Here is a 16778-nt window from a genome sequence, read left to right on the forward strand (position 1 = left end):
AGCGTAGGGCGGGAGGCGCGCCGTCCCGGGCTGCCGCGGCGTGCAGGTCAGTCGTGGCCGCGGTCGGCGCCGTCGTCCCACCAGCCGCGCAGGGTGGAGAGGCCGTCCACGCCGCCGCCGCGCAGCTCGGCCACGGCGTAGGTCCCGAGGTCGTCCCACGTCCAGGCGAACACGGTGTCGCCCTCGTCGTCCACCCAGCAGGCCGCCCGGCCGACCTCGGTGCCGTCGTCGTCGAGGACGGGGAACCAGCCGGTGGGCCCGGGGGCGCCCTCGTACTCCGGTCCGCAGTCGAAGCGGTCGTCGAGCCGGTCGAGCCCCCGGGTGTCGGCGGCGAGGGCCCGCGCGGCGCCGTCGCCGTCGTGCGCCGCGTAGGTGACCGCGGACGGCCCGTCCTCCTCCGGGTCGCCCGGGCAGCTGAGCTCCCGGAGGACGCCGTCGGCGGGCTCCTCCGCGGTGCACGCCGCGGGGTCGGTGCCCGCCGCCAGTGCGGTGGCGACCAGCCGCTGGCCGGCCGCCCGGGCGTCCTCGCGGGCGTCGTCGAGCCGGAGGACCACCGCGACCAGCGCCCCGGCGAGCGCCAGAGCGAGGAGCGCGCCGAGCCCGGCGAGCACCCACGGCAGGCGGGCGGGCCGCCGCGGGACCGGTGGGCGCGGCCCGACGGGAGTGGGCGGCGCGGCCGGGTGGCCCGTCTCCTGCTGCCGGGTGACCGCGCGGGCCGGGGCGCCGTCGGCGGCCGGGCCCACCGCCGTCCCGGCGTCGCTCCCGGGGACGGGGACGCCGCTCTCGGCCAGCGCGGCGCGCGCGGCGGCGGCCATGGCCCCGGCCGTGGGCCAGCGCCGGTCGCGGTCCTTGGCCAGGCCCCGCAGGACCACCGCGTCCAGCGCCGGCGGGACGCCCGGGGCCAGGGACGACGGCGGGGGCGGCGGCTCGTGGACGTGCGCGGCCATCAGCGCCACCGGGTCGTCACCGGCGAACGGCCGCCTCCCGGTGAGCGCCTCGAACAGCACGCACGCCAGCGAGTAGACGTCGGCACGGGCGTCGAGCGGGCCGGAGCCGAACCGCTCGGGCGCCATGTACTCGGTGCTGCCCACGGCCATGCCGGTGCCGGTCAGCGCCGGGCCGGTGGCGTCGGCCGAGGTGCGGGCGATGCCGAAGTCGGCGAGGTAGCAGAAGTCCTCACCGGGCGCCGACGCCGCCAGGTCGCCGCCGTCGGCGCGGGCGACCAGCAGCACGTTGGAGGGCTTGACGTCGCGGTGCACCAGGCCGCCGGCGTGCGCGGCGTCGAGCGCGCGGGCCACCTGGCCGACGACGTCGACCGCGCGGGCCGGGGACAGCCGCCCGGCGCGGCGCAGCAGCGAGGCGAGGTCCTCCCCCTCGACCAGCCGCATGTCGAGGAACAGCTGGCCGTCGACCTCGCCGTACCGGTGGATGGGGACGACGTGCGGCTCGTTCAGCCGCGCGGCGATGCGGGCCTCGCGGCGGAACCGCTCGCGGTAGCTCTCGTCGGCGGCCCACTGCGGGTGCAGCACCTTGAGGGCGACGTCGCGCTCGTGCTCGCCGTCGTGGGCGCGCAGCACCTGGCCCATGCCGCCGCGGCCGAGCACGCCGAGCACCCGGTAGGGGCCGAAGCGCCCGCCGTCCGCCGGCGCGGTCACCGCGCGGCCAGCTCCCGCCACAGGTGGGCCGCGGCCTCGGCGCCGCGGTGCAGCATCGGCAGCAGCACCCGCTCGTTCGGTGAGTGGATGCGGTCGGTGGGCAGGCCGGCGCCGAGGAAGACCAGCGGCGCGCCCAGCACCTCGACGAGGTCGGCCTCCGGGCCGCTGCCGCCCTCGCGGGTGAACAGCACGTCGTCCGGGGCGGTGTCGAAGGCCTGGCCGATGGCACGCAGCAGGGCGCCCGTGTGGGGCGAGTCGAGGTCGCTCGCGCACGGGGCGACGCCGCCGGGCGGGGTGTGCACCTCGGCCGTGATCCCCTCGGGCAGGTGCTGCTCGACCCACGCGCGCAGCATCGGGCCGACGTCCTCGGGCCGCTGGTCGGCGACCAGCCGGAAGGTCAGCTTGGCGTGCGCCTCGGCCGGGACGATCGTCTTGTGGCCGGGGCCGGTGTAGCCGCCCCACATGCCGTTGACCTCGGCGGTCGGGCGGGCGCCGATCCGTTCCAGCGTGCTGAACCCGGCCTCGCCGGCGGTGGCGCGGGAGGCGGCCGGCCCGGCCAGCCAGGCGGCCTCGTCGAAGGGCACGCGGGCCATGAGCTCGCGCTCGCGGTCGGTCAGCTCCCGGACCTCCGCGTAGAAGCCGGGGAGGGTGACCCGGCCCTGCTCGTCGTGCAGCGCCGCGAGCAGGGACGCCATCGCGTGCAGCGGGTTGGGCACGCCGCCGCCGAAGGACCCGGAGTGCAGGTCGACGGCGGGGCCGCGCAGGGTGATCTCGGCGTCGGCCAGGCCGCGCATGGCGACGACGGCGCTGGGCACGTCGGGGGCGGCCATGCCGGTGTCGCTGACGACGACGACGTCGCAGGCCAGCCGGTCGGCGCGCTCGCGCAGCAGGTCGGCGAAGTGCGGCGAGCCGGACTCCTCCTCGCCCTCGACCAGCAGCTTCACCGTGACGGCCGGGGTGTCGCGGCCGGTGGCGGCCAGGTGCGCGCGGATGCCGAGCAGGTGGAAGGCGACGTTGCCCTTGTCGTCGATGGCGCCGCGCGCGTGCAGCTCGGGGCCGGCCGGGGTCTCGACGCGGGTCGGCTCGAACGGCGGGTGGTCCCACAGCTCCAGGGGGTCGACCGGCTGCACGTCGTGGTGGCCGTAGACCAGCGCGACCGGCGCGTCGTCGTCGGCGCTGGGCCACTCGGCGTAGACGGCGGGGGCGCCCGGCGTCGGCCAGATCTCGACGACGGGGAACCCGGTGCGGCGCAGCGCCCCGGCCAGCCACTCCGCGCTCGCCGCGACGTCGCCGGCGTGCGCCGGGTCGGCCGAGATGGAGGGGATGCGCAGCCAGGCGTCGAGGTCGGCGTGGAGGTCGTCGAGGTGGGCCTGCACGAAGTCGCGTTCCGGGCTCGTCACGAGCGCGACGGTAGCGGCGCACCGGCACCGGATACGTTGCGACCCATGGCCGGAGAACTGCTGCGGGTGGACGTCGGTGACCTGACCTTCGACGTGCGGGCCGACGGCCCCGGGGACGGGCGGCCGGTGGTGCTGCTGCACGGCTTCCCCGAGACCTCAGCGTCGTGGGCCGCGGTGACGCCGCGGCTGGCCGAGGCGGGGCTGCGCACCTACGCCGTCGACCAGCTCGGCTACTCCCCCGGCGCGCGGCCGCTCGACGTCGACTCGTACGCGCTGCCCAACCTCGTGCAGGTCACCGCCGACCTCATGACGGCGATGGACGTCCCGGTCGCCGACGTCGTCGGGCACGACTGGGGCGCCAACGTGGCCTGGGCGCTGGCCGGCTGGCACCCCGACCGGGTGCGGTCGCTGACCGCCGTCTCGGTGCCGCACCCGACGGCGTTCACCGCGGCGTACCGCTCCGACCCGGAGCAGAAGGAGCGCTCGTCCTACATCCGGCTGTTCTGGCAGGAGGGCAAGGCCGAGGAGGTGCTGCTGGCCGACGGCGCCCGCCGGCTGCGGCGGATGTACGGGGACGCGGTCGCCCCCGAGGCGGTCGACGAGTACGTGGCCGTGCTGTCCGCGCCGGGGGCGCTCACCGCCGCGCTCAACTGGTACCGGGCGATGAGCTCGTCGACACCGGTGGACGACGTGACGGTGCCGACCACCTTCGTGTGGAGCGACGCCGACATCGCCATCGGCCGGATCGCCGCCGAGGGCTGCGGGTCCTTCGTCGCCGGCGACTACCGGTTCGTGGAGCTGCCCGGCGTGAGCCACTGGATCCCCGAGCAGGCGCCCGACCAGCTCGCCGCCGCGATCCTGGACCGCATCGCCTCCTCGTGACCGTGCGGCTGCGCGTCCCCACCGCCGAGGACGCCGACGCCTGGACCGACCTCTTCGACGACGCGGAGGTCATGCGGTACGTCGGCAGCGGCGAGGTGCGGGACCGGGCGTGGTACGCGGCGTTCGTGGCACGGCAGCAGGCGCTGGCGGCGAGCACCGGCCTCTGCCTGTTCTCCGTGCTCGTCGGGGACCAGGTCGTCGGCTTCACCGGCGTCCAGCCCTGGGCGCAGCCGTGGGGACCGACCGGGGTGCCCGAGGTCGGCTGGCGGCTGGGCCGCCGGTTCTGGGGGCGCGGCCTCGCGACGGAGGCGGCGGCGATCGCGCTGGACCGGGCTCGGGTGCTCGGGGTGCCGCGGGTCGTCGCGATGGTGCACGCGGACAACGCCGCATCGCTGGCGGTCGCCCGGAAGGTCGGTCTCACCCAGGAGGCGGTCCTCCGGGCGCCGTCCGGGGTGCCCGTGCTGCAGTACGGCACGGCACTGGCCTCGGTGAGCACGGACACCCCGGACGCCGTCCCCGACGCCTGATGCCCGCCTGAGCCGTCCGTTCCCCGTCCACGGGCCCGACCGCGCCAGGCACCCGATCCGGCCGCGGCCGCGGCGCAGGGTCCGGTGCGCACCGGCCGGGCCCGCGTCCGCTCGGGGCACGTCGCCGTGGAACGGGCGGGGAGTCAGAGCAGCCGGTAGTAGCGGACCAGCGGGAGTGCGGTGAAACCAGCGGCCTCGTAGGTCCGCCGGGCCGGCGCGTGCCCCGGGTCGCCGCCGGTGCCGATCGCGACGATCCGGACACCGGCGCGACGCAACTGATCGACGCCGTCGTCGAGGAGCGCACGCCCGATGCCGCGCCGCTGGACCACCGGGTCGACGGCGAGCATCTCGACCTCCCCGCCGTCCGGCTCGTCGTGCGTCCCGTCGTGGACCACGACGGCGACGAAGCCGACCGGCCGGCCGTCGTCGACCGCCACCCGCACGCGCATCCCCGCGGCGCGCAGCACCCGGGCGACGGCGGCCGCCTGGGAGGCCCGCCAGTCGGGGTACAGGTGCCGGTACACCGCCCGGCCGAGGACCGCCTCGAAGGACGCGAAGACCGGCGCCCACGCGCGCAGCGACAGGGCGACGACGCCGTCGACGTCGGCGTCCTCGAGGTCCCGGATCACGACGGTCACCCCGTCAGGCTGGCCCGCACGTCAACCGGGTCCCGGGACGGCAGGACCGGGCCGGCGCCCCGGGCGGCACCGACCAGCGCCGGCGCCCCCGGCGCGACGAGGTGCTGAGGAGCCGCTGCACCAGCTCCCGGGCGGGCGGCCAGCCGATCGAGCACAGCCGGTGGCCCGTCCCGGTGCGGACCTCCTCGGCGACGTACCCGACGGCGAACGCCCGGAACGGCGTCTCCAGGACCTCCGGCCGGACGCCGCCGCGGTGGCACGGGATCGCGGTCGTGACCACGGTGCCTCCTCCCCCGTGCGCCCCGCCCCGGGGCCGTCACGGGTTCCGGCGTGCGCTCACGTCTCCTCCTCGGGCGGCGGGGGCAGCTCCTCGTCGTCGGGCTCCGGCGGCGGGGGCAGCTCGTCGTCGTCGGGCTCCGGCGGCAGCTCCTCGTGGGTGGCCTCCCCCGTGACCAGGGCGAGCAGGCCGGCCTCGTCGAGCAGGTCGACCGGGCGCACGGTGACGCCGGCGGCGACGTGGTGGAAGCCCGCGCTCACCTTCTCCACCGGGACGCCGGTCAGCCGCGACCAGCCCAGCCGGTAGGCGGCCAGCTGCACCGCGGCCGCCGAGAGCTCCGCGCCCGACGGCGGCGGGCCGGTCTTCCAGTCGACGACCTCGAAGCCGCCGTCGCCGTCGGCGAAGACGGCGTCGATGCGCCCGCGCAGGGTGAGCGGGCCCAGCGGCGTCTCGAACGGCACCTCCACCTCGACCGGCTGCCGGTCGGCCCAGGGGCCGGCGAGGAACGCCGCCTGCAGGGCGCCCAGCGCGCCGTCGGGCGCCGCGGACTCGTCGCCGGAGCCGGGCAGCTCGTCGAGGTCGAGCAGGCGGGAGACGCCGAAGCGCTCCTCCAGCCAGGCGTGGAACGCCGTCCCCCGGCGGGCCAGCGGCGCGGGCGCCGACGGCATCGGCCGGCGCAGCCGGCGGGCCAGCTCGGCCGGGTCGCGACGCAGCGCGACCAGCTCCGACACCGACAGGTGGCTGGGCAGCGGCACCTCGACGGTCGGCCGCGCGGTGCGGCGGCGCTCGCGCAGCAGCAGGTCGGCCTCGCGCACCCACTGCTCGACCACCGGGTCGGACGTGCCCAGCGCGGCCGCCGGGTCCAGGGGGTGCGGGGCGGCGCCCGTGACCAGCTCCGCGGCGGCAGTGAGCGCGCGGCGGCGCGGCGGGGACAGCGGGTCGGCCGGCCACAGCCCGACCGGCCACTCCTCCAGCGCGGGGTTGGTCGCGTCCTCCTCCGGCCGCTCGGCCCAGGCGACGACGACGCCCGCGCCGGCGGTGCACGCCCGCCGGACGGTGTCGAGCAGCACGGACGGACCGTTCGGCTTCACGCCCTCGCGCCACCAGCTGCCCGAGCACAGCAGCAGGTGCTTGGCGCGGGTGACCGCGACGTAGCCCAGCCGGATCTCCTCGGCCTCGCCGAAGGCCTTCCACTCCTCCACGTAGTCCTCGAGCGCCGCGCGCACCGCCGCCTGGTCGCCGGAGCCGGGCACCGGCAGCCGGAGCTGCGGCAGCTCGGCGCGGTCGGTGGTGCGCAGGTCGACCGGGATCGCGCCGGGGTCCTTGACCCAGGAGTCGCTGGTGTCGGTGCGCGAGGGGAACTGGTCGGCGGTCATGCCGGGCACGGCGACGACGTCCCACTCCAGGCCCTTGGCCGAGTGCACGGTGAGCAGCTGCACCGACTCGGGGTCGACCGCCACCTCGCCGGGCTCCAGGCCGCGCTCGCGCTCCTCGGCGTCGCGCAGGTAGCCGAGGAACGCCGGCAGCGAGGGCAGCTCGGCCAGCTCGGTGAACTCGGCGGCGACGGCGTGCAGCGCGTCCAGGTGCGCCCGCGCCGCCCCGGGGCTCACGCCGGGCGTGCTGGCCAGCTCGGTCTCCAGGCCGAGGGTCCGGGCGACCTCGTCGACCAGGTCCGGCAGCGACTCCCCCAGCCGCCCGCGCAGGTGCGCGAGCTCACCGGCGAGCCGGCGCAGCCGGCGGTACGCCGCGCGCGAGTAGGCGCCGGGGTCGCCGAGGTCGTCGAGCGCCTCGACGATGCTGCCCCGCTCGGAGCGCCGGACCGGCTCGTCGTCGTCCCCGTCCGGCGTGCGCGCGTGCACCAGCGCGCGGGCGCGGGCCTCCAGCGCCGCGAGGTCGCGCGGGCCGATCCGCCACCGGGCGCCGGTGAGCAGCCGGCCCAGGGCGTCGCCGGCGGAGGGGTCGACCAGGACGGTGAGGGTGGCGACGACGTCGGACACCTCGGGCACCTCGAGCAGCCCGCCGAGCCCGACGACGGTCACCGGCAGCCCGCGGGCGCGCAGCGCGGCGGCGATGCCGGGCAGCTGCTTGCGGGTGCGGACGAGCACCGCCGTCGTCGGCGGGCGGCCGTCGGGCCGGGGCGGCAGCGCGGGGTCCTCGCCGCGCCAGCAGGCGGCCAGCCGGTCGGCGAGCGCCTCGGTCTCCTCGGCCACCGTCGTGTACAGCCCGGCGAGGGCGGTGCCGGGCCCTGCGCCGGGCCGGGCGGTGAGGTCCGGCAGCGCCACGACCGGCGCGGGCAGCAGCCCGGCGACGGCGTTGGCGACGTCGAGCACCGCGCCGTCGTTGCGCCAGCTCGTGGCCAGCGTGAGCCGCTGCGCCCCCTTCCCGCGGGCGCCGGGGAAGGTGCGGTCGAAGCGCTCGATCGTCCCGGACGAGGCGCCGCGCCAGCCGTAGATCGACTGGCGCGGGTCGCCGACGGCGAGCACCGCGTGCCCGGTGGCCCGCCCGAACAGCGCCTCGAGCATCCGCAGCTGGCCGACGCTGGTGTCCTGGTACTCGTCGAGGAGCACGATCCGCCAGCGCGCCCGCTCGCGGCGGCCCACCTCGGGCGCGGAGACGGCGATCCGCGCGGCCAGCGCGACCTGGTCGGAGTGGTCGATCGCCCCGGCGGCGCGCTTGCGCCCCTCGAACGCCTCGACCAGCGGCAGCAGCGCCACCCGGGCGCGCTGCCGGGCGAGCATCTCGACCACCGGCTTGTAGGGGCCGCGCTTGCCCTTCGCGTCGGGGTAGCCGGCCACCTGCGCCTCCAGGCGCGCGGTCCAGGTCCGCAGGGCCGCGGGGCTGACGTCGTGCTCGCCGAGCTCGGCGGCCAGCGCCAGCACGTCCTCGGTGGTGGTCAGCGGGCTCAGCGGGACGTCGTCCATGTCGCCGGTCCAGCCGGACACGACGGCGGCCGCCTGCCCCCAGCACATGGCCGGGCCGAGCACGCCGGCGCCGGGCTCGACGCCGATCCGCAGCCCGTGCTCGGAGACCAGCGAGGCTGCGTACCCGTGGTAGGTCGACACCGTCGGCACCGCGACGGCCAGCCGCTCCCTCAGCTGCGGGTCGGTCTCGGGGTGGCGGGCGAGCGCACCCAGCCGCAGCCGGATCCGCTCGTTGAGCTCGCTGGCCGCCTTGCGGGTGAACGTGAGCCCGAGGATCTCCTCCGGCGCGACCAGCTCGTTGGCGACCAGCCAGCACACCCGGGCGGCCATCGTCTCGGTCTTGCCCGACCCGGCCCCGGCGACGACGACCAGCGGCCGGTCGGCGGGCGCGGACACCACCCCGGCCTGCTCCGGCGAGGGCGCGTACGACAGCCCGCAGCGGGCCGCCACCTCGGCCGGGTCGAGCAGCCGCCTCGGCTTCACCGGCTCGGCGACCGCCGGGCCCAGGAGGTCGTCGAAGGAGAGCTGCTCGTCGGGCGTGGGCGCGCGCCGGCTCACCGGCGTCCCCGCCGGGTCACGCGGTGACCTGCCGGCCGCGCTCGTGCAGCGGGCAGCTGCGCCGCGCCGGGCACCGCCCGCAGTGGCTGCCGGTGCGCACCTCGAAGGTGGCCGCGCCCATGCCCTCGCCGACCTCGGCGACCAGCTGCCCCGCCCACGTCTCCCCCAGCGGCACGTCCGGCGGCAGTGCGTCCTGCGCCTGCTCCTTCGCCCTCGTCCCGGTACCCACCTGCAGCAGCGAGGCCCCGCCCGGGGCGCTGCCGTGGTCGCCGAACGCGCCGGCGGCCACCGCCACCTGGTAGGCGGCCAGCTGCCCGTGGGTGTCGACCTCCTTGGCGTGCGTGCGGCCGGTCTTCAGGTCGACGACGACCAGCCGGCCCGCGGCGTCGCGCTCCAGCCGGTCCACCTGGCCGCGGATGCGCGCCCGCCCGACGGTGACGTCGAAGTCGGCCTCGGCGGCGAGCAGCTCGCGGCGGTTGGCGGTGTGCCAGCCGAGGAAGCGCTCGAGCATGTCGCGGGCGGCGACCCGCTGCCGCTGGTCCGCCCAGCCGGGGCCGAGGTCGAGGGCGTCGAGCTCCTCGGCCAGCGCGGCCCGCGCCTCGGCGGCCGGCAGCCCCTCGGCCACCTTCTGCGCGACCGCGTGCACCGCCGAGCCGACCGTGCGGTGCGACTCCGGGGCGGCCTCGGCGCCGACCGCGCCGAGCACCCACTTCAGCGGGCAGCGCTGGAAGGTCTCGATCGCCGAGGGGCGCACCCGCACCACCTCGTCGTCAGGCACCAGCGGGGCGTCGTCGGACAGCGGCGCCAGGCCCCACCAGTCCTCCGGGGAGGCGCCGGGCACGCCCTCGGCGGCCAGCCGGCGCAGCACCGCCGCGGCCGCCGAGCGGCGGGCCGGGTCGGTCTGCGGGTCGCTGACCGCGCGGCGCAGCTCGGCCACCAGAGCCGGCAGCGTGAGCGAGCGCGGCAGCGGCGTGAGCGGCCGGCCGTCGTCCGGCGGGGCGACGACGAGGTCGAGGAAGCGGGAGGCGGTGGCCCCGGCGTCGGGACCGTCCAGCGCGCCCTCGACGGCGGTGACCACCAGCCGCTTCCGGGCGCGGGTGGCGGCGACGTAGAACAGCCGCCGCTCCTCGGCGAGCATCTGCGTGCGCCGGTCCACCGACGTGCCGTCGATGCCGGCCACCCGCTCCACCAGCAACTCGGTGCCGAGCAGCGTGCCGCGGTCGCGCAGGTCGGGCCAGATGCCCTCCTGCACACCGGCGACGCACACGACGTCCCACTCCAGGCCCTTGGACGCGTGCGCGGTGAGCAGCCGGACGGCGTCGGTGGCGGCGTCGCGCTCGGCGCCGGTGAGGCCCGGCAGCTCCTGGGCCGACAGGTGCTCGACGAACGCGCCGACGGTGGCCGACGGCAGCCGGTCGACGAACCCGGCCGCGGCGTCGAACAGCGCGACGACGGCGTCGAGGTCGCGGTCGGCGGCGGCGCCGGCGGCTCCCCCGGCGGCGCTGGCCCGCGCCCACCGGCCCGCCAGGCCGCTGCGCTGCCACATCGCCCACAGCACGTCCTCGGCCGACCCGTCGCGGGCGAGCACGACCCGGCCGGCGGCGAGCACCGCGGCCACCCGGCGGGCCGGGCGGGCCACCGCCTCGGGCAGCTCCTCCAGCAGCGGCGCGTCGGCCAGCGCGGTGGCCAGCGGGGTGCCGCGCTCGTCGGCGTCCACGCCGCGCTGGGCCTGCGCGATCCGCACCGCCCGGCGCAGCCGGCGCAGGTCGAGGACCGTGGCGCCGCCGAGCGGGGACGCCAGCAGCGCCTCGGCGCCGGGCTCGTCGAGAGCCAGCGCCCCGGGCTCGTCGCCGGGCCGGGGCAGCAGCGCGGTCAGCGCCGCCAGCAGCGGCGCGACGGCCGGCTGCGCGGCCAGCGGCAGGTCGTCGGTGGACACCTCGACCGGCACGCCCGCCGACGTCAGCGCGCGCCGCAGCGGGCCGATGGCCAGCACGGTGCGGACGACGACGGCCATGTCCGACCACGGGACGCCGTCGACGAGGTGGGCGCGGCGCAGGGTGTCGGCGACGTAGGCGGCCTCGACGGCGGCCGAGCCGAACACGTGCACCTCGGCGCGGCCCGCGTCGGCGCCCTCGACCGGCTGCAGGCGGCGGTGCTCCCACGGGCCGGGGAGCGCCTCGGCGACCCGGCGGCCGACCTCCAGCAGCGCCGGACCCGAGCGGCGGCTGACGCCGAGCGAGAGCCGCTGCGCGGGCCGGCCGTCGACGGTGCGGAACCGGTCGGGGAACTCGACGATGCCGCGCGGCTCGGCGCCGCGGAACGCGTAGATCGCCTGGTCGGGGTCGCCGACGACGACCAGGTCGCCGCCGCCCCCGGCGAGCAGCTCCAGCAGCTCGACCTGCGCGGGGTCGGTGTCCTGGTACTCGTCGACGAACAGCCAGCGGGCCCGCGCGCGCTCCTGGCGCAGCAGCTCGGGGTCGTCCTCCAGCTCGGCGATCGCGGCCCGGACCAGCTCGGCGGGGTCGTAGCCGGAGGCGTCGCCGCCGCCGGCCGTGGAGAAGGCGGTGACCGCCTCGTACTGCTCCTGGAACGCCGCGGCGTGCAGCCACGCGTCGGTGCCGGTCTCCCGGCCCCACGCGGCCAGCAGCTCGGGGTCCACGCCGCGCTCGGTGGCCCGCAGCAGCAGCTCGCGCAGCTCGCCGCGGAACCCGGCGGTGGCCAGCGCCGGCAGCAGCGACGCCGGCCAGCGGACCGCGCCCTCCCCGGCGAGGTCACCGCGCAGCAGCTCGGCGACGACGGCGTCCTGCTCGGCGGCGGTGAGCAGCCGGGGCGGGGCCTCGCCGCGCAGCAGCGCCGCCCGCCGCAGCACGCCGTACGCGTAGGAGTGGAAGGTGCGGGCCAGCGGCTCGCGGATGGTGCGGGCGACCCGCGCGGTGATCCGGGTGCGCAGCTCGGCGGCGGCCTTGCGGCTGAAGGTCAGGACGAGGACCTGCTCGGGGTCGACGCCGCGGTCGATGCGGGCGGCGACGGCCTCGACGATCGTCGTCGTCTTGCCGGTGCCGGGGCCGGCGAGCACCAGCAGCGGGCCGCCGGCGTGGTCGACGACGGCCTGCTGGGTGGGGTCCAGCCGCGGCGGCCCCACCGGTTCCCGGTGCGGCTGCACGAGCCGGTAGACCGGCGCACCCTCGTCCCCCCGCAGTGCCACCCTCCGATGACACCACGACTCACCGACAGCGCCGCAGAGCGCTTCGTCACGCGGGCGGGTCCCCGACCCGGTACCGGTGCCCGGTCTCGCCGGGGAGGCGGTCCGGCAGCGCCTCGTCCACCGGCCGCCGGAGGCGCCCTCCTGCCCGGTGCCCCGGTTCGGGTCGTCGCCGCCGAGGGTGCGGGCGCCGACCGGCACCGCGCCGACGCGGGCCACGAGCCGGTCCGCCGTCGGGTTCGGGTCGGCCGGGTGCGGGGTCGGCCGGGTGCGGGGTCGGCCAGGTGCGGGGTCGGCCAGGTGCGGGGTCGGCCAGGACGTGTCGCCGCCCGGGCCGGCGATGGAGCCGTCCGGCCTCAGGGCCAGGCGACGGCGGCCAGGTCGACCCGGCCGTCGCGCACCGGCACGCCCTCCCCGGCCAGGAGCTGCAGCTGGCGCACCCGCACGGGCTCGGCGCAGGTGCCGTCGGCGCGGACCACCCGGTACCAGGGCACCGCCGCCCCGCCGCCGCCACCGGACAGCGCGCGGGCCACCCGCCGGGGCCCGACGCCGACCAGCCGGCCGATCGCCCCGTAGGTGCTCACCCGGCCCGGCGGGATCGACTCGACGGCGTCGTACACCGCCTCGTCGACGTCGGCGGCGTCCACCGCGGACGGGCGGCGCGGCTCCCCGGGCGGCCGGGGGCTCACAGCCGGTAGTCGCTGTGCGCCTGCCACCAGGCGTAGAGCGCGGCGAGGTCGGCCTGCGTGCCACCCGGCGCCCCGACGATGCCCTCGACGAGGGCCGCGTCGTCGGTCCAGGTGATGACCACCGCGTTGTTCTCGGTGTCGATGGCGCACGCCACCAGGCCGCTGTTGCTCCCGCCGCCCCACGAGCCGATGCCGGTCGTCGCGGTGCAGTCCTGCCCCTCGGGGAGCTGCGCCAGTCCCTGGTTCGAGGCGTCGTCCGTGAACACCGCGTCCATCGTCGCCTTGTCGGGGTACTGGAAGAACTCGGCCTGCTGCGGACCGGGCTGGGTGGTGCTCGCGCCGCACGACGCGTGGGCGACGTCGCCGTCGCCGGCGAGCGCGGCCTCCGCGCAGTCGGTGAAGTCGACCGGGAGGATCGCCAGCAGGTCCCCGCCGGGCCCGGACCCACCCGTCGTCGGGGCCGCGCTGGTCGACGACGACGGCGCACTCGGGGACGGGCGCGACGACGTGCCGGCCGACGACTCGGCCGAGGTGGTCGTGGCGCCGGCCGCGGGGGCCGGGTCGTCGTCCCGGAGGACGACGAACAGGACGACCGCGGCGGCGACCACGAGGACCAGAGCGGCGACGAGGCCGATGACCAGCCCGCGCCGGTTGCGTCCCGGTCCCGGGCCCCCGGGCTGCCCGTACGGGGCCGGCTGCCCGTACTGACCGGGCTGGCCGTACTGACCCGGCGGCCCGTACTGACCGGGCTGGCCGTACTGACCCGGCTGGCCCTGGCCGTACTGGCCGGGCTGGCCGTACGGGCCGGCCTGGCCCGGCTGGCCCTGGCCGTACTGGCCCGGCTGGCCGTACTGGCCCGGCTGGCCGTACTGACCCGGCTGGCCCTGGCCGTACTGACCCGGCTGGCCGTACTGACCCGGCTGGCCCTGGCCGTACTGACCCGGCTGGCCCTGGCCGGGCTGGCCCGGCTGGCCCTGACCGTACGGATCCGGCTGGCCGGGCGGGCCGTAGGGCGGCTGACTCATGGGGACCTCCCGCTGACGTGCCCCGGAGGATAGGGAGACGTCGGGTGCGGCGGACCCCTCCGACGCGTCGCGGCGGGCTAGGCCCGGCGGCCGAAGCGGGCCAGCAGGCGCCGCTGCGGGGCGGCGCCGTCGGGCAGCTCGACCGCCGGCGCGAACAGGCCGGGCACGCCGTCGGCGGGCAGCCGCGCGGCCATCGCCTCCGCCGCACGGACCAGCGCCGGGTCCAGCGCCTCGTCCCCGCCGGTGGCGCGCGCGAGGTCCCAGGCGTGCACGGTGAGGTCGGCGGTGAGCTCCTCGACGTACTCGCGGGCCGGCGTCGGGCCGCGGGACAGGTGCACGGTGCCGGCCGCCAGGTCGGCGGTGGCGACGGCGGCCAGCGCCTCGTCCGCGACGGTCTCCCACGCCGTGAGCGGGTCGTCGCCGAGCAGCGCGTCGGTCCCGGCCGGCACGCGCGCGGCGACGGCGTCGAGGGGCTCACCGGCCAGCAGCCCGGGCACCCAGTGCGCCTCACCGACCAGGTGCGCGACCAGGTCGGCCACCGTCCAGCCGGGCAGCGCCTCGAGGTCCCACTGCCCCGGCTCGACGGCGTCGACGCGGTCGGTGAACGTGGCCTGGGCGCGCTGGAAGAGCTCCAGCAGCTCGGTCGGTGACGTCGGCTCGGGCACCGGACCAGTCAACACGGACGCCGAGGGCCCGGCACCCGTCACGGGTGCCGGGCCCTGGTGAGGCGCCGGAACGGCCTCGTCCCCGGGTCCCGCGGCGCGCGCAGCGTGTCGTGGGGAGGGACGAGGTCCTCCTAGTAGGTGGGCAGCGTCTTGTCGATCCGCGTGGCCCACGCCGTCACGCCGCCCTGGACGTGCACGGCGTCCTTGAAGCCGGCGTTCTTGACCGCGGCGAGCACCTCGGCCGAGCGGACGCCGGTCTTGCAGTGCAGCACGATCGGCTTGTCGTTCGGCAGCCGCGACAGGGCGCGGCCGGAGAGGATCTCGTCCTTGGGGATGAGGGTCGCGCCCGGGATCGAGACGATCTCGTACTCGTTGGGCTCGCGGACGTCGATCAGCTCGAAGTCCTTGCCCGCGTCCATCATGTCCTTGAGCTCGTCGACGGTGATGGTCGAACCGGCCGCGGCCTCCTGGGCCTCGACCGACACGACGCCGCAGAAGGCCTCGTAGTCGATGAGCCCGGTGATCGGCTCGGCCTCGGGGTCCTTGCGCACCTTGATCGTGCGGAAGGTCATCTCCAGGGCGTCGTAGACCATGAGCCGGCCGAGCAGCGTCTCGCCGATGCCGGTGATCAGCTTGACCGCCTCGGTGGCCTGGATGGCGCCGATGGTCGCGCACAGCACGCCGAGCACGCCGCCCTCGGCGCAGGAGGGGACCATCCCGGGCGGCGGCGGGACCGGGTACAGGTCGCGGTAGTTGGGCCCGTGCTCGTTCCAGAACACCGAGACCTGGCCGTCGAAGCGGTAGATCGAGCCCCACACGTAGGGCTTGCCCAGCAGCACGCACGCGTCGTTGACCAGGTAGCGCGTGGCGAAGTTGTCGGTGCCGTCGACGATGAGGTCGTACTGGCTGAAGATGTCGAGGACGTTGTCGCTGTCCAGGCGCGTCTCGTGCAGCCGGACGTCGATCAGCGGGTTGATCTCCTTGATGGAGTCGCGCGCGCTCTCCGCCTTCGACCGGCCGACGTCGGACTGCCCGTGGATGATCTGGCGCTGCAGGTTCGACTCGTCGACGACGTCGAACTCGACGATGCCGAGCGTGCCGACGCCCGCGGCGGCCAGGTACATCAGCACCGGCGAGCCCAGGCCACCGGCGCCGACGGCGAGCACCTTGGCGTTCTTGAGCCGCTTCTGCCCGTCCATCCCGACGTCCGGGATGATCAGGTGGCGGCTGTAGCGGCGGACCTCGTCGATCGACAGGTCGGCGGCGGGCTCCACCAGGGGTGGCAGGGACACGCTTGCTCCTCGGGTCTCGACCAGCGGCCCCAGGACGGCGGGGCCTGCGTTCGACGGTCCAACAGGGTGGCACGCGGGTCTGTTCCCGCCCTCCCCGCCCCGGCGTCCGGGGCGGGCCGGGTCAGGGGTACGGCCAGGCGTTCTTGGCGCAGCCCTCGAGGCCGAGGGTCTGCTGCTGCATCACGGGGGCGACCTGGCCGGGACCGGGGCAGTCCTGGTGGCCGTTGCCCAGCGCGTGCCCGACCTCGTGGTTGACGACGTACTGGCGGTACGTGGCGACGTCGCCCTGGTAGTCGGGGACGGCGGTCTCCCAGCGGGCCAGGTTGATGACCGCGCGCTCGCCGTAGCGGCAGGAGGTGTAGCCGCCGGTGCCCACGCCCGGGCAGTAGCGCTCCATGCTGCCGGGGCTGACGAGGCTGACCCGGAAGTCGTAGGAACCGGCGTCGGTGGTGTCCACGCGCTGGAAGGACATCCGGCCGCCGTTCCCCCACGAGCGGGGGTCGCCGAGGGTGGCCTCCACCGCGGCCGCGAACGCCGCCCCGTCGACGCCGATCCCGTCCTCGACCTCGACGACGAAGCGCTGCAGCGGCCCGGTGCCGTAGACCCCCGAGCTGCCGGGGACGACCGCCACGGTGCCCGCGCCCTGCTCCACGTACGTGCCGGCCGCGGGCGCCGGGAGGCCGGTCGGGCCGGCGTCGCCCTCCGCGGGCGCGGTGGGCGCGGGGGTGTCCGTCGGGGTCGCGCTCGGCGTCGAGGAGGCCGCCGACGTGGCGGTCGCCGTCGAGGAGGCCACCGACCCCGTGCTGCCGGCGGTCGCGCCCACCCGGGCCGGCGTGCCCGGACCGAGCAGGTCGAGCACGGTCAGCACGGTGGCGACGACGAGCAGCGGGATCGCGTAGGCGCGCCAGCCCCACCGGGCCACGAACCGGCCCACCGGGCCTCGCCGGCGCCGCTGCGGCCGCGCGGCCCGGCGACCGGCGGCGGGAGCCGCCCCCGGCTCCGCGGGCCGCGGGGGACGGGGCCGCGCCGGCGGGTCGCGGCGGTCGG

Annotated in this window: 13 protein-coding genes; 2 read left to right on the plus strand and 11 right to left on the minus strand. The window is 77.6% G+C overall.

Translation table 11 applies throughout. From position 1 onward, the window contains the following. Window positions 1–47: 47 nt before the first annotated feature. Both ACFO3M_RS15255 and ACFO3M_RS15260 read right to left on the minus strand, forming a co-directional pair. Window positions 48–1655 carry a serine/threonine-protein kinase gene (locus ACFO3M_RS15255; RefSeq protein WP_387990367.1) on the minus strand — a complete coding sequence of 536 codons (1608 nt, stop codon included), beginning with the start codon at window positions 1653–1655 and terminating at the stop codon, window positions 48–50. After that, entirely contained in the window at window positions 1652–3055 is a 1404-nt protein-coding gene (locus ACFO3M_RS15260) for a M20/M25/M40 family metallo-hydrolase (protein WP_387990369.1), read from the minus strand. The genes ACFO3M_RS15255 and ACFO3M_RS15260 overlap by 4 nt, the downstream gene beginning before the upstream one ends. A 45-nt stretch (window positions 3056–3100) precedes the next feature. Between ACFO3M_RS15260 and ACFO3M_RS15265 the strand changes: the two genes are divergently transcribed. Together ACFO3M_RS15265 and ACFO3M_RS15270 are read left to right on the plus strand one after the other, a co-directional pair. Beyond that, window positions 3101–3937 (plus strand): alpha/beta fold hydrolase, encoded by an 837-nt coding sequence (locus ACFO3M_RS15265; RefSeq protein WP_387990372.1) that lies wholly within the window; start codon window positions 3101–3103, stop codon window positions 3935–3937. Then, entirely contained in the window at window positions 3934–4464 is a 531-nt protein-coding gene (locus ACFO3M_RS15270; RefSeq protein WP_387990375.1) for a GNAT family N-acetyltransferase, read from the plus strand. Before ACFO3M_RS15265 ends, ACFO3M_RS15270 begins: the two co-directional genes overlap by 4 nt. A 143-nt stretch (window positions 4465–4607) precedes the next feature. Here the strand turns inward: ACFO3M_RS15270 and ACFO3M_RS15275 are convergent, their stop codons facing one another. The 9 genes from ACFO3M_RS15275 to ACFO3M_RS15315 all read right to left on the minus strand — a co-directional run bounded on the left by ACFO3M_RS15275 (window position 4608) and on the right by ACFO3M_RS15315 (window position 16665). After that, window positions 4608–5102 carry a GNAT family N-acetyltransferase gene (locus tag ACFO3M_RS15275; protein WP_387990378.1) on the minus strand — a complete coding sequence of 165 codons (495 nt, stop codon included), beginning with the start codon at window positions 5100–5102 and terminating at the stop codon, window positions 4608–4610. Between the two features lie 4 nt (window positions 5103–5106). Then, window positions 5107–5382, minus strand: a complete 276-nt coding sequence (locus tag ACFO3M_RS15280; protein WP_387990381.1) for a hypothetical protein — start codon at window positions 5380–5382, stop codon at window positions 5107–5109. A gap of 56 nt (window positions 5383–5438) precedes the next feature. Further along, window positions 5439–8858: an ATP-dependent helicase gene (locus tag ACFO3M_RS15285; RefSeq protein WP_387990384.1), complete on the minus strand. Its 3420-nt coding sequence runs from the start codon at window positions 8856–8858 to the stop codon at window positions 5439–5441. Window positions 8859–8874: 16 nt separating this feature from the next. Then, a complete protein-coding gene (locus ACFO3M_RS15290; protein ID WP_387990387.1) occupies window positions 8875–12063 on the minus strand; it encodes an ATP-dependent helicase in 3189 nt (1062 codons plus the stop codon). A gap of 353 nt (window positions 12064–12416) precedes the next feature. Further along, window positions 12417–12749, minus strand: coding sequence for an MGMT family protein (locus ACFO3M_RS15295; RefSeq protein ID WP_387990390.1), 333 nt, complete (start codon window positions 12747–12749; stop codon window positions 12417–12419). Continuing rightward, window positions 12746–13774 (minus strand): hypothetical protein, encoded by a 1029-nt coding sequence (locus ACFO3M_RS15300; protein ID WP_387990393.1) that lies wholly within the window; start codon window positions 13772–13774, stop codon window positions 12746–12748. Before ACFO3M_RS15300 ends, ACFO3M_RS15295 begins: the two co-directional genes overlap by 4 nt. Window positions 13775–13851: 77 nt before the next feature. Beyond that, entirely contained in the window at window positions 13852–14439 is a 588-nt protein-coding gene (locus tag ACFO3M_RS15305) for a TIGR03086 family metal-binding protein (protein WP_387990396.1), read from the minus strand. Window positions 14440–14570: 131 nt separating this feature from the next. Beyond that, window positions 14571–15731: an adenylyltransferase/sulfurtransferase MoeZ gene (moeZ, locus tag ACFO3M_RS15310; protein WP_387990398.1), complete on the minus strand. Its 1161-nt coding sequence runs from the start codon at window positions 15729–15731 to the stop codon at window positions 14571–14573. A gap of 121 nt (window positions 15732–15852) precedes the next feature. After that, window positions 15853–16665 carry a DUF3152 domain-containing protein gene (locus ACFO3M_RS15315; RefSeq protein ID WP_387990401.1) on the minus strand — a complete coding sequence of 271 codons (813 nt, stop codon included), beginning with the start codon at window positions 16663–16665 and terminating at the stop codon, window positions 15853–15855. Window positions 16666–16778 lie beyond the last annotated feature (113 nt).

This window comes from Geodermatophilus arenarius (genome assembly GCF_042654585.1).
GTDB classification, from domain to species: domain Bacteria; phylum Actinomycetota; class Actinomycetes; order Mycobacteriales; family Geodermatophilaceae; genus Geodermatophilus; species Geodermatophilus arenarius.

Bases quoted from the DNA above. Each gene is read 5' to 3' on its own strand.
- ACFO3M_RS15265 (WP_387990372.1), top strand. From the start codon at position 3,101: ATGGCCGGAGAACTGCTGCGGGTGGACGTCGGTGACCTGACCTTCGAC.
- ACFO3M_RS15300 (WP_387990393.1), bottom strand. From the start codon at position 13,774: ATGAGTCAGCCGCCCTACGGCCCGCCCGGCCAGCCGGATCCGTACGGT.